The 13,206-nt window shown below is 54.1% G+C and carries 15 protein-coding genes; 8 read left to right on the forward strand and 7 right to left on the reverse strand.

Going from position 1 to position 13,206, the window contains the following annotated elements; genetic code table 11:
- Positions 1-44: 44 nt before the first annotated feature.
- From speB to NA624_RS20450, 5 genes are all read right to left on the reverse strand, one after another.
- Positions 45-965: an agmatinase gene (speB, locus tag NA624_RS20430; RefSeq protein WP_000105550.1), complete on the reverse strand. Its 921-nt coding sequence runs from the start codon at positions 963-965 to the stop codon at positions 45-47.
- A 228-nt stretch (positions 966-1,193) separates the two neighbouring features.
- A complete protein-coding gene (gene speA, locus NA624_RS20435; RefSeq protein ID WP_001278580.1) occupies positions 1,194-3,170 on the reverse strand; it encodes a biosynthetic arginine decarboxylase in 1,977 nt (658 codons plus the stop codon).
- An 8-nt stretch (positions 3,171-3,178) separates the two neighbouring features.
- Complete coding sequence (gene yqgB, locus NA624_RS20440; protein ID WP_000729109.1) at positions 3,179-3,310, reverse strand: acid stress response protein YqgB; 132 nt, start codon at positions 3,308-3,310, stop codon at positions 3,179-3,181.
- 85 nt (positions 3,311-3,395) lie between these two features.
- The gene (locus NA624_RS20445; protein ID WP_001751809.1) at positions 3,396-3,545 is read right to left on the reverse strand and encodes a hypothetical protein; all 150 of its coding nucleotides are present in this window, start codon (positions 3,543-3,545) and stop codon (positions 3,396-3,398) included.
- Positions 3,546-3,604: 59 nt separating this feature from the next.
- Positions 3,605-3,904, reverse strand: a complete 300-nt coding sequence (locus NA624_RS20450; protein ID WP_001543499.1) for a hypothetical protein — start codon at positions 3,902-3,904, stop codon at positions 3,605-3,607.
- 55 nt (positions 3,905-3,959) lie between these two features.
- Between NA624_RS20450 and metK the strand changes: the two genes are divergently transcribed.
- From metK to ruvX, 8 genes are all read left to right on the forward strand, one after another.
- On the forward strand, positions 3,960-5,114 hold the full coding sequence (gene metK / locus NA624_RS20455) for a methionine adenosyltransferase (protein ID WP_001062140.1): 1,155 nt from the start codon (positions 3,960-3,962) through the stop codon (positions 5,112-5,114).
- A gap of 492 nt (positions 5,115-5,606) precedes the next feature.
- The gene (galP, locus tag NA624_RS20460) at positions 5,607-7,001 is read left to right on the forward strand and encodes a galactose/proton symporter (protein ID WP_001113171.1); all 1,395 of its coding nucleotides are present in this window, start codon (positions 5,607-5,609) and stop codon (positions 6,999-7,001) included.
- A 78-nt stretch (positions 7,002-7,079) separates the two neighbouring features.
- A complete protein-coding gene (locus NA624_RS20465; protein ID WP_000856775.1) occupies positions 7,080-7,577 on the forward strand; it encodes a SprT family zinc-dependent metalloprotease in 498 nt (165 codons plus the stop codon).
- 94 nt (positions 7,578-7,671) lie between these two features.
- The gene (gene endA / locus NA624_RS20470; RefSeq protein WP_000286123.1) at positions 7,672-8,379 is read left to right on the forward strand and encodes a deoxyribonuclease I; all 708 of its coding nucleotides are present in this window, start codon (positions 7,672-7,674) and stop codon (positions 8,377-8,379) included.
- 76 nt (positions 8,380-8,455) lie between these two features.
- Positions 8,456-9,187, forward strand: coding sequence for a 16S rRNA (uracil(1498)-N(3))-methyltransferase (rsmE, locus tag NA624_RS20475; protein WP_024134418.1), 732 nt, complete (start codon positions 8,456-8,458; stop codon positions 9,185-9,187).
- Between the two features lie 19 nt (positions 9,188-9,206).
- On the forward strand, positions 9,207-10,154 hold the full coding sequence (gene gshB / locus NA624_RS20480; protein WP_000593248.1) for a glutathione synthase: 948 nt from the start codon (positions 9,207-9,209) through the stop codon (positions 10,152-10,154).
- Positions 10,155-10,369: 215 nt separating this feature from the next.
- The gene (locus NA624_RS20485) at positions 10,370-10,933 is read left to right on the forward strand and encodes a YqgE/AlgH family protein (protein ID WP_001053167.1); all 564 of its coding nucleotides are present in this window, start codon (positions 10,370-10,372) and stop codon (positions 10,931-10,933) included.
- The gene (ruvX, locus tag NA624_RS20490; protein ID WP_001285491.1) at positions 10,933-11,349 is read left to right on the forward strand and encodes a Holliday junction resolvase RuvX; all 417 of its coding nucleotides are present in this window, start codon (positions 10,933-10,935) and stop codon (positions 11,347-11,349) included. Before NA624_RS20485 ends, ruvX begins: the two co-directional genes overlap by 1 nt.
- Positions 11,350-11,380: 31 nt before the next feature.
- On the opposite strand, the gene NA624_RS20495 is transcribed toward ruvX, so the two are convergent.
- Together NA624_RS20495 and NA624_RS20500 are read right to left on the reverse strand one after the other, a co-directional pair.
- Positions 11,381-12,082, reverse strand: a complete 702-nt coding sequence (locus NA624_RS20495) for an IclR family transcriptional regulator (RefSeq protein WP_000098328.1) — start codon at positions 12,080-12,082, stop codon at positions 11,381-11,383.
- A 131-nt stretch (positions 12,083-12,213) separates the two neighbouring features.
- Positions 12,214-13,194, reverse strand: a complete 981-nt coding sequence (locus NA624_RS20500; RefSeq protein ID WP_001055637.1) for a type IV pilus twitching motility protein PilT — start codon at positions 13,192-13,194, stop codon at positions 12,214-12,216.
- Positions 13,195-13,206 lie beyond the last annotated feature (12 nt).

Consider the following 13,206-nt stretch of genomic DNA (forward strand, 5'->3'; position numbering starts at 1 on the left):
TCAGCTGTAGGCCGGATAAGCGCAGTGCCATCCGGCAAAACAACTTACTCGCCCTTCTTCGCCGCCTGGATATAGAGCATTTCTAATGCCAGCGTCGCGGCCGCCAGAGCGGTGATCTCTGACTGATCGTAAGCCGGCGCGACTTCCACTACATCCATACCGACAATGTTCAGATCTTTCAGACCGCGTACCAGTTTAATGGCGCGATCGGAGGTCAAACCGCCGATCACCGGCGTACCGGTGCCAGGCGCAAACGCCGGGTCCAAACAGTCGATATCAAAGGTCAGATAGACCGGCATATCGCCGACGATCTGTTTCACCTGAGCGAGAATATCATCCACGCCGCGATCGTTGACCTGGCAGGCATCCAGCACGGTAAAGCCATTGTCTTTGTCAAACTCAGTGCGAATACCGATCTGTACCGAATGATGCGGATCGATCAGGCCTTCTTTCGGCGCGGTGTAGAACATCGTGCCGTGATCGAATTCGCAGCCGTTAGCGTAGGTATCGGTATGCGCATCAAAATGTACCAGCGCCATTTTGCCAAAATGTTTCGCGTGGGCGCGCAGCAGCGGCAGCGTGACGAAGTGGTCGCCGCCGAAAGAGAGCATACGCTTGCCTGCAGACAGCAGTTTTTCAGCGTGCGCCTGTAATTTTTCGCTCATTTCACGGGCATCGCCAAACGCATACACTAAATCGCCGCAGTCTACGACGTTCAGGCGCTCGCGCATGTCAAAATTCCACGGGAAACGGTGATGTTCCCAGGCGAGGTTGGTCGACACCTGACGGATCGCCGCCGGACCATGACGTCCGCCAGCGCGACCGGACGTTGCCATATCAAACGGTACGCCAGTGATCACCCAGTCGGCATCGCTGTCATACGGCTGGAAGTTCATTGGCAGACGTAAAAAACCAAACGCATTAGAAACCAGTGAGTTATCGTACTGATGACCTAAGGTGCTCATGTCCTGACCTCTTTTAGAGTCGTTGCATTAAAACAGATGAAAAAAAATCCCCTCCGCGTCGTTAAACCCGACGAGGAAGGGATTGATTTGTAAATCGCTATTGCGGCGAATTATCGCCGTTAATTCATACGGGTTCAAGTGAGTATAGCATTCTGCCGGGTGGTGGCTTTACCTTATCCAGCCTGCATTCGTAGGCCCGGTAAGCGCAGCGCCACCGGGCATCAACGGCTACTCATCTTCAAGATAAGTATAACCGTACAGTCCCGCTTCAAATTCCTCAAGGAACTGCTGCTGCAACGCATCGTCCAGATCCGTCTGTTTTACCTGGTCGCGGAAATGCGTTAACAGCGTTTTCGGATCCAGTTGCACATATTGCAGCATATCCGCAACGGTATCGCCTTCGTCCGACAGCTCAACCTCGACGCTACCATCCGGGAAGACAAACACGTCAACCGCTTCAGTATCGCCAAACAGGTTGTGCATGTTACCGAGGATCTCCTGATAGGCGCCGACCATAAAGAAGCCGAGCATCGGCGGATTCTCTGGATCGTATTCCGGCATCGGCATCGTCGTGGCGATACCGTCGCCATCGATATAGTGGTCGATAGCGCCATCGGAATCACAGGTAATATCCAGCAGCACGGCACGACGTTCCGGTACCTGATCTAACCCTTCCAGCGGCAGCACCGGGAAGAGCTGATCGATTCCCCACGCGTCCGGCATTGACTGGAACAGCGAGAAGTTGACGTACATTTTGTCCGCCATTCGCTCTTGCAGTTCGTCGATAATCGGACGATGCGCACGGTTTTGCGGGTCCAGTTGCTTCTGCACTTCATGGCACATGCTGAGATAAAGTTGTTCCGCCCAGGCGCGCTCCTGCAAACTAAACGCGCCGGAAGAGTAGCCGATATGAATATCGTGCAGATCCATTTGGCTATCATGCAGCCACTCACGCAGCGAGCGGCGGGTGCCAGGTTTATGCATCTCCTGCCAGGTTTCCCACAGATTTTGCAGCGCGCGCGGCGCATCTTCAGCAGGGGCAGTCGGATCCGTGTATTCGTTACGCTCCACGCCGATAATGTTAGAGACCAGTACCGTATGGTGCGCAGTGACGGCGCGGCCAGACTCGGTAATCACCGTCGGATGCGGTAAACCATGCTCTTCGCAGGCATCGCCAATCGCCCAGATGATGTTATTGGCATATTCGTTCAGGCCATAGTTCACCGAACAGTCGGACTGCGAGCGGGTACCTTCATAATCCACGCCCAGACCGCCGCCCACGTCGAAGCACTGGATATTCACGCCCAGCTTATGCAGCTCAACATAGAAACGCGCGGACTCGCGCACGCCGGTCGCGATATCGCGAATGTTCGCCATCTGCGATCCCAGGTGGAAGTGCAACAGTTGCAAACTGTCCAGGCGCCCGGCGTCACGCAGGGTCTCCACCAGTTGCAGCACCTGCGTCGCCGCCAGGCCGAATTTTGATTTTTCGCCGCCGGAGGATTGCCACTTACCGGATCCCTGAGAGGCCAGACGCGCACGCACGCCCAGGCGAGGAACCACGTTCAGGCGCTCGGCTTCTTCCAGCACAATCGCGATTTCAGACATCTTTTCGATGACCAGATAAACCTTATGGCCCATCTTCTCGCCAATCAGCGCCAGCCGAATGTATTCACGGTCTTTATAACCATTACAGACGATCACGCTACGGGTCATGCCGGCATGTGCCAGCACCGCCATCAATTCCGCTTTCGACCCCGCTTCCAGCCCCAACGGTTCACCGGAATGGATAAGGGACTCGATCACGCGGCGATGCTGATTGACCTTAATCGGGTAAACGAGGAAGTAGTCGCCGTTATAACCGTAAGATTCACGCGCACGCTTAAACGCCGCGTTAATTGAACGCAAACGGTGTTGCAGGATCTGCGGGAAGCAAAACAGCGCCGGCAGACGCTGACCTTGCGCTTCGCGCGCTTTCACCAGTTTGGCAAGATCGACACGCGCTTCCGGTACGTCGGGATCGGGGCATACGCTAATATGGCCCAGCTCGTTGACGTCGTAGTAGTTATTGCCCCACCAGGCAATATTGTAAGTGCGCAGCATCTTGCTGGCTTCCTGGGAGCTCATTGCAACCTCCTGCATGGAGCGTAGTACACCCTGTTCGCCTGCTGACGAAGGCGAACCCATAGACATGTCGTCAGACATAGCGAACCTCAATTTTTATTAGCAAGTGTAAAACAGTTGACTACTATCGCAATCCGAAGACGCGATAACAACCCATAGACAAGCGGATTTTCCAGCAGATAGCGCTGATGCTCCGCCTGCGCGACCGGTTTCTTTTTCATATCATTGTAAACACGTAACCGAACTCACAGATAACGGTTCGGCGAAACCACGAGAAAACTCTTGCGTTAACAAGAGCGCCCTTGTTCAGTCTTCAGCACCATTGCCGGCTCTGGAATCCTGAGAAGCGCCGAGATGGGTATAACATCGGCAGGTATGCAAAGCAGAGATGCAGATTGCGGGGGACATGCGCGCACCAGAACGATGCGACAGATTCAGCAGAATACAACGGTTCATTATCTCGTATCACCTCCACGGCCGCCTCGTAAGACGAACCCACAAGCCAAAGCAACGTTTTAACCCGGCTGGAAGTGGCGACACGAAGAAAACGTCGTGTGCTTTTGTATGAGCCGCGCGTCGCGTTTTATACCCAGAACGCAGAAAAAAAGCAAAGCATAAATGCGCATAATGTCAGCATTATCAGAAACGTTTACCGCCTGATTTTGACCGACATTGCGACGGCCTTCAAAAAAAGCTGGAAATTGGGCGAAGAAGTGACCTAAAATAGCCGTCCAGATGTTAATCCATCCATACTGATTAACACTCAGACTGCCAGTGTCAGTAACCTTCAGACTCATGGTAGAATCTTCTGTCATGACTATTCCGCACAACAGTTTGAGCTAACTAAATTCTCCTTAGGTGAAATTAAATATGGCAAAACACCTTTTTACGTCTGAGTCCGTATCAGAAGGGCATCCTGACAAAATCGCAGACCAAATCTCTGATGCCGTGTTGGATGCTATCCTGCAACAGGATCCGAAAGCACGCGTCGCCTGTGAAACCTACGTTAAAACCGGCATGGTTTTAGTTGGCGGTGAGATCACCACCAGCGCCTGGGTCGATATCGAAGAGATTACCCGTAATACGGTGCGCGAAATTGGCTATGTGCATTCCGACATGGGCTTTGACGCCAACTCTTGCGCAGTACTGAGCGCAATTGGCAAACAGTCTCCGGATATCAACCAGGGCGTTGACCGCGCAGACCCGCTGGAACAAGGCGCGGGCGACCAGGGCCTGATGTTTGGCTACGCGACAAATGAGACCGACGTACTGATGCCTGCGCCAATCACCTACGCGCACCGTCTGGTACAGCGTCAGGCTGAAGTGCGTAAAAATGGCACCCTGCCATGGTTGCGTCCGGATGCAAAAAGCCAGGTCACTTTCCAGTATGACGACGGCAAAATCGTCGGTATCGACGCCGTGGTTCTCTCTACGCAGCACGCAGAAGATATCGACCAAAAATCGCTGCAAGAAGCGGTGATGGAAGAGATCATCAAACCCATTCTGCCGTCTGAATGGTTAAATACGTCCACTAAGTTTTTTATCAACCCAACCGGGCGTTTTGTTATCGGCGGCCCGATGGGCGATTGTGGTCTGACCGGTCGTAAGATCATCGTTGATACCTACGGCGGTATGGCGCGTCACGGCGGCGGCGCCTTCTCCGGTAAAGATCCGTCTAAAGTTGACCGTTCTGCAGCTTACGCTGCGCGTTATGTCGCGAAAAACATCGTGGCGGCAGGTCTGGCGGATCGCTGTGAAATCCAGGTCTCCTACGCTATCGGCGTAGCGGAGCCGACGTCCATCATGGTGGAAACGTTCGGTACTGAAAAAGTGCCTGCTGAACAGTTGATTCTGCTGGTGCGCGAATTCTTCGACCTGCGCCCGTACGGCTTGATTCAGATGCTGGATCTGCTGCACCCGATCTACAAAGAAACTGCGGCTTACGGCCACTTCGGTCGCGAAAACTTCCCATGGGAAAAAACCGACAAAGCGCAACTGCTGCGCGATGCTGCCGGTCTGAAATAATCGCCCGCGCCTGACGCTGTTTTTCAGTCAGGTAAACCATACCGTACTTATCAAGGCCAGCGCCCTGCTGGCCTTTATCATTGCTGATACACACAACGTTATCAGATGTTCCAGCGTGTATTTATACTGACCTTTTTGTGATGCGCAGCACAATCCACTCTCCCCTTTCGTTTCTTCGACTACACTTTTTATCATTCAGTTTCAGTCATCATGAAAGCGGTTACATTCATTTTCATTAAGAACTGACCGCATCACTATCGGTATGCTAATTCTGCGATGAAAATATTACATAATTTTTCAACTTTGTCTGAATACCAGGCGATTGATATGGTTATAAGATTATTAAAACTATTATTTTTCAGATAATTAAATAATCACCGAGATAAATAGTAGTGTAAACGATTACACCATTGTGATTAGCCTCACATCTTTTTACGGCGTACTCACCTACTCTTAACATCGATAAAATTGCTAACCCAACCGGAGGGCATAATGCCTGACAATAAAAAACAAGGGCGTTCCAACAAGGCCATGACATTTTTTGTCTGCTTTCTTGCAGCCCTGGCAGGATTACTTTTTGGCCTGGATATCGGCGTTATCGCCGGTGCTTTACCCTTCATTACCGACGAGTTTCAGATTACCGCACACACTCAGGAATGGGTGGTCAGCTCCATGATGTTTGGCGCGGCCGTCGGCGCTGTCGGCAGCGGCTGGCTCTCCTTTAAGCTGGGTCGTAAAAAAAGCCTGATGATCGGCGCTATCCTTTTCGTCGCCGGTTCGCTGTTCTCCGCTGCGGCGCCTAACGTTGAAGTCCTGATTATTTCTCGCGTGCTGCTGGGTCTGGCCGTCGGCGTCGCTTCCTACACTGCACCGTTGTACCTGTCCGAGATCGCGCCGGAAAAAATTCGCGGCAGTATGATCTCAATGTACCAACTCATGATCACCATCGGGATTCTGGGCGCTTATCTGTCCGATACCGCGTTCAGCTACAGCGGCGCATGGCGCTGGATGCTCGGCGTGATCATCATCCCGGCCATTCTGCTGCTGATCGGCGTCTTCTTCCTGCCGGACAGCCCGCGCTGGTTTGCGGCAAAACGCCGCTTCCATGATGCTGAACGCGTCCTGTTGCGCCTGCGTGACACCAGTGCGGAAGCAAAACGTGAGCTCGATGAAATTCGCGAAAGTTTGCAGGTTAAACAGAGCGGTTGGGCGCTGTTCAAAGAGAACAGCAACTTCCGCCGCGCCGTGTTTCTTGGCATTTTGTTGCAGGTCATGCAGCAATTTACCGGGATGAACGTCATCATGTATTACGCGCCGAAAATCTTCGAACTGGCGGGGTACACGAATACCACGGAGCAGATGTGGGGCACCGTTATTGTTGGTCTGACTAACGTGCTGGCAACCTTCATCGCTATCGGCCTGGTTGACCGCTGGGGCCGCAAGCCGACCCTGACGCTGGGCTTCCTGGTCATGGCGATTGGTATGGGGATTCTGGGTACGATGATGCACATCGGCATCCATTCGCCGTCTGCGCAATACTTCGCTATCGCTATGCTGCTGATGTTCATCATTGGATTTGCGATGAGCGCTGGTCCGCTGATTTGGGTACTGTGCTCCGAAATCCAACCGCTGAAAGGCCGCGATTTCGGCATCACCTGCTCCACCGCGACCAACTGGATCGCCAATATGATCGTCGGCGCAACGTTCCTGACCATGCTGAACAATCTGGGTAACGCCAACACCTTCTGGGTCTACGCTGGCCTGAACGTGCTGTTTATCCTGCTGACCCTGTGGCTGGTGCCGGAAACCAAACACGTTTCGCTGGAACACATTGAACGTAACCTGATGAAAGGTCGTAAACTGCGCGAAATCGGCGCCCACGACTAATCCCTCCACGCTTCCTCCTGCCACAGGGGGAAGCGTTTTTCTTGCAGTCCCTCTTCCGTCGCACTATTCTCTGCCGCTATGAAAACCCCTCGTCTCCCTATCGCTATCCAGCAGGCCGTGATGCGTCGTCTGCGGGAAAATCTCGCCCAGGCGAACCTCAAGCTCGATAGACATTATCCGGAGCCGAAACTGGTGTATACGCAACGCGGCACCTCGGCGGGCACCGCCTGGCTGGAGAGCTACGAAATCCGCCTCAACCCGGTGTTACTGCTGGAAAACATCGACACCTTTATTGCAGAGGTCGTGCCGCATGAACTGGCGCATCTGTTGGTGTGGAAGCACTTCGGACGCAAGGCTCCGCATGGCAAGGAATGGAAGTGGATGATGGAAAGCGTGCTGGGCGTTCCGGCCAGACGTACTCATCAATTTGCGCTGCAATCCGTACGGCGCAATACCTTTCCCTACCATTGCCAATGCCAGCAACATCAACTCACCGTCCGCCGTCATAATCGGGTAGTACGCGGCGAAGCGGTTTATCGTTGCGTTCACTGCGGCGAACCACTGGTCGCCGGGTAGTTCCCGAAACGTCCGGGAACTTTCCTGAGCGGACTGATTGCATACAGACACAACTTTCGTTACGTTGCGGGCTCGTTTTGCTATGGAGTGTGCAATGTACCGTAATTTTTCTTTTGCCGCTGCGTTGCTGGCCGCAGCGTTTTCAGGCCAGGCATTGGCCGACGGCATTAACAATTTTTCTCAGGCCAAAGCGGCGAGCGTCAAAGTCAATGCCGACGCGCCCGGCAGCTTTTACTGCGGGTGCCAAATCCGCTGGCAGGGTAAAAAAGGCGTCGTAGACCTGGAGTCCTGCGGCTATAAGGTGCGTAAAAACGAGAATCGCGCCAGACGCATTGAGTGGGAGCACGTTGTCCCCGCCTGGCAATTCGGTCATCAGCGTCAGTGCTGGCAGGACGGCGGGCGAAAAAACTGCGCTAAAGATCCGGTCTACCGCAAAATGGAAAGCGATATGCATAACCTGCAGCCCGCCATTGGCGAAGTGAATGGCGATCGCGGCAACTTTATGTATAGCCAGTGGAACGGCGGCGAAGGTCAGTACGGGCAATGCGCCATGAAAGTGGATTTTAAAGCGAAAATCGCCGAGCCGCCCGCCCGCGCCCGTGGCGCAATCGCCCGCACTTATTTTTATATGCGCGACCAATACCAACTGAAACTTTCCCGCCAACAAACGCAGCTTTTTAACGTCTGGGATAAGCAGTACCCCGTTACCGCCTGGGAATGCGAGCGCGATGCGCGTATCGCGAAGGTCCAGGGTAATCATAATCCCTATGTGCAACGCGCTTGCCAGGCGCGAAAGAGCTAACCTACACTAGCGGGATTCTTGTTAACCCATGCCCTGGATAGCCAAACGCCGGGGCCATGACGCGGATTTTTTTATTATGCGTATTCCCCGCATTTATCACCCTGAATTGTTGACGTCCGGTACGCAGATTTCGTTATGCGAAGATGCGGCCAACCATATTGGTCGTGTACTGCGCATGGGACCGGGACAAGCGTTACAGCTGTTTGACGGCAGTAATCAGGTATTCGATGCTGAAATCATTAGCGCCAGTAAGAAAAGCGTTGAAGTGCAAGTGATGAAAGGCGAAATCGACGATCGTGAATCGCCGCTGCATATCCATCTGGGCCAGGTGATGTCGCGCGGTGAAAAAATGGAATTTACTATCCAGAAATCGATCGAACTGGGTGTAAACCTCATTACGCCACTGTTCTCTGAGCGCTGTGGCGTTAAACTGGATAATGAACGTCTGAACAAAAAGCGCCAGCAGTGGCAAAAGATCGCCATCGCCGCCTGCGAACAATGCGGGCGTAACCGGGTGCCGGAAATTCGCCCGCCGATGGCGCTGGAGGCCTGGTGCGCCGAGCAAGATTCCGGGCTGAAGCTCAATCTTCATCCGCGCGCCCATGCCAGCATCAACACTCTGCCGCTGCCGGTTGAACGCGTCCGACTGCTGATCGGCCCGGAAGGCGGGCTGTCGGCGGACGAAATCGCGATGACCGCGCGCTATCAGTTTACTGATATTCTGTTAGGACCTCGCGTTCTGCGTACTGAGACAACCGCGCTCACCGCCATTACCGCGCTACAGGTGCGTTTTGGCGACTTAGGATGAAGCGTTAACGGAGAAAATAATGATCAAGCTCGGCATCGTGATGGACCCCATCGCACACATCAACATCAAGAAAGACACCAGTTTCGCTATGCTGCTGGAAGCCCAACGTCGTGGTTATGAACTTCATTATATGGAGATGGCCGACCTTTATCTGATTAACGGCGAAGCCCGCGCCCGCACGCGAACGTTGAGCGTGGAGCAAAATTACGATAAATGGTACGAGTTCGGCAGCGAGCAGGAGATTAAACTTGCCGACCTCGACGTTATCCTGATGCGTAAAGATCCGCCGTTTGATACCGAGTTTATTTATGCGACCTATATTCTGGAACGCGCTGAAGAGGAAGGGACGCTTATCGTCAACAAACCGCAAAGCCTGCGCGACTGTAATGAAAAACTGTATACTGCCTGGTTTGCCGACCTGACCCCGGAAACGCTGGTAACGCGCAATAAAGCGCAGCTCAAAGCGTTTTGGGAAAAGCATGGCGATATCATTATGAAACCGCTGGACGGTATGGGCGGCGCGTCCATTTTCCGCGTTAAGGAAGGCGATCCTAACATAGGCGTTATTGCCGAAACGCTGACCGAGCTGGGCAACCGCTACTGCATGGCGCAGAACTATTTGCCCGCTATCAAAGATGGCGATAAGCGCGTCCTGGTCGTCGACGGCGAGCCGGTGCCTTACTGCCTGGCGCGTATTCCGCAGGGCGGCGAAACCCGCGGCAACCTGGCGGCTGGTGGTCGCGGCGAACCCCGTCCGTTGAGCGAAAGCGACTGGGAAATCGCCCGCCGCGTTGGGCCGACGCTTAAAGCCAAAGGGCTTATTTTCGTCGGTCTGGATATTATCGGCGACCGCTTAACGGAAATTAACGTGACCAGCCCAACCTGCGTGCGTGAAATTGAAGCGGAATATCCGATCTCTATCACCGGGATGTTGATGGACGCCATCGAAGCGCGTCTGGCGAAGTAAACGTTTATTGCCCGGTGGCGTGCGCTTACCGGGCCTGAGCAATCACGCCGCCCCGGTCGGATAAGGCGGCGCATCAGCATCGCCATCCGGCAATCAATTGCCCGATAAGGCAGCCGTCCTTTGGCAAAAGACGGCTTATATGAGTGACAACCGTCCGCTTTCCCCACATACTGAACGCTGTCGTTTTTTTGAACCAGGAAACAGAACCTCTGACAATGAATTTACAGCATCACTTTCTTATTGCCATGCCTGCGCTCCAGGACCCGATTTTCCGCCGTTCCGTGGTGTATATTTGCGAGCACAACCAGGACGGCGCTATGGGGATTATTATTAATAAGCCTTTGGAAAATCTGCAAATTGAAGGGATTCTGGAAAAACTAAAAATTACGCCGGAACCGCGCGATTCGGCAATTCGTCTTGATAAAGCCGTGATGCTCGGCGGCCCGCTGGCGGAAGATCGCGGATTTATTCTCCATACTCCGCCGTCACGTTTCGCCTCCAGCATTCGTATCTCAGACAATACCGTGATTACCACCTCCCGCGATGTGCTGGAAACGTTAGGTACCCAACAACAGCCTTCCGATGTGCTGGTCGCGCTGGGCTACGCCTCCTGGGATAAAGGCCAGCTTGAACAAGAGTTGCTTGATAACGCCTGGCTTACCGCGCCCGCCGATCTCAATATTTTGTTCAAAACGCCCATTGCCGAGCGCTGGCGCGAAGCGGCAAAACTTATTGGCATTGATATTCTGACCATGCCTGGCGTTGCGGGGCACGCCTGATGAGCGACACCTTACTGGCCTTTGACTTCGGCACAAAAAGCATCGGCGTTGCAATAGGACAACGTATTACCGGCACCGCCCGTCCGCTTCCGGCAATCAAAGCACAGGACGGCACGCCCGACTGGACGCTCATTGAACGTTTGCTGAAAGAGTGGCAGCCGGACGAAATTATTGTCGGGCTACCGCTCAATATGGATGGCACTGAACAACCGCTGACGGCGCGCGCACGTAAATTCGCCAACCGTATTCATGGGCGTTTCGGGGTAACTGTCACGCTGCACGATGAACGACTCAGCACCGTTGAAGCACGCTCCGGTCTGTTTGAACGAGGTGGGTATCGCGCACTGAACAAAGGCAAAGTGGACTCGGCCTCCGCCGTGATTATCCTCGAAAGCTATTTTGAACAGGGGTATTAAAGCCGTTTTTGTCAGCCGGCGGATAACGCGGTCACGGTTGCCAGGCTTGCTGGGCAATACGCTGGTTTAATGCCTTCAACGCCTGTAAACGCGCAGCCGCCTCCGCCTCATCAATCCGCCACATTCCCGCAAAGGCCAGCGCTGCGGCGTGCTTGCCTAGCGGTTGCGCCATAGAAACTTCACCATCAGCGTGATGCCACAGCACGTATCCCCGCTGGCGCTGCTGCGCCACATGCGGCGCCAGATTACGCCACTGCTCCGGAGTAAAACGCTGCATTAGCGCCTCATCGCTTTCTGCCGCCAGTAACGCCACTCCTGTTACCGACTGCCAGACCGGGCACATGCGAAACCCCGCCAACGCCTGACTTCCCTGCGAACCCGGCGTAGAGTGATAAATATAGATAATCTGGTCTTCCCATAGCACGCCTAATGCCACCACGATGTCTTTGGGCGCATGGCGTTCAAGGATAGGCAACGCATGGGAGAACAGCGCTGAACCACGAATCGCCTGCGCCGCCAAAGCATGAATGCCTGGCCCGGGTAAATAGCGTCGGTGCTCATCCTGCATCGTGAGTCCAATAGAGGCCATCGTCATTAACAGGCGATTAACGCGCGTGGTATTAATATCCATCAGCCGGGCAAGCTCGCGACATCCGATAGCACGGTCGCTGGAGACCAGATATTGCAGACAGCGAATGCCATCTATCAGGCTTTGATTCGGTTGTGATGACATCGTTAAATGGCTTCGCTGTGGTTTTAACAAAGCTGCGATTTTAACGCCGGTTCGCCAGGATACAAGCCTGCATGCCATTCAATCCACCGCGCCAGTCAACACTTTACAACCCCCCTACGCCGCCATCTTCGCTACAGCCGTCCCTGCGCCTGACGCCATTGCGCGCTCTGGGCGAATGTCATCATCCCCTGCTGCTGCCCGGTTTGTATCACGTGGGCCAACTGATGGAGTTTGCCTTCACGGATCAAATTCCCTGTGGCTGACGTATTAATCAGTAATTCAAACAACGCCACGCGCCCATCCTGTCTGTCGACCTCCAGTTTTTGCGATAGTACAGCGCGCAGACTACCCGCCAGTTGACTGCGTACCGGTTCTTTTTCCTGCGCCGGAAAACTATCCACTAATCTTTCCACCGCCTGCGCCGCACCGCGAGTATGCAGGGTTGCCAGTACCAGATGCCCCGTTTCCGCCGCCGTCAGCGCCAGGCGAATGGTCTCGCTGTCACGCAGCTCTCCCAGCAAAATGACATCGGGATCTTCACGCAACGCCGCGCGCAGCCCGGCGGCAAAAGTGGCGCAATGCTGGCCGATTTCCCGCTGCTGTATCAGGCAACGCTTGCTGGTGTAACGGTACTCAATAGGATCTTCCAGCGTCAGGATGTGTTTATCGGCATGTTGATTAAGATGTCCCACCATCGCCGCCAGCGTGGTGGACTTCCCGCAGCCAGTAGCGCCAGTGACCAGAATCAGTCCGTTCTCGCTGGCAAGCAGTGCGGGTACTATCGGCGGCATCTGGATTTCCGCCAGATCAGGACAACGCTCGGGCAATAGCCGTAGCGCCAGCGACGTTCCCTGTTGATGTGTGAACGCACTGGCGCGTAGGCGCCGCGTGCCAGACAGCGAGACGGCGAAATCAAGCTGGCCGTGCGTTCGCCACTGATATTGTTGCGCGTCATTAAGCCAATCAAGCAGAAGCTTGTCGACATCTGGCGCGGTAAAAGGCGCGATCTCCATGCGTCCTTGTTTGCGCCATCGCGCAGGCCAGGCGTTACACAGGTGTAGATCCGAGACGTTATGCTTTACACTAAGCGTCACAATTTCTTCCATATTCATATAAACATCCTC

Source organism: Salmonella sp. NW38, from assembly GCF_051807745.1.
Taxonomy (GTDB): Bacteria; Pseudomonadota; Gammaproteobacteria; order Enterobacterales; family Enterobacteriaceae; genus Salmonella; species Salmonella enterica.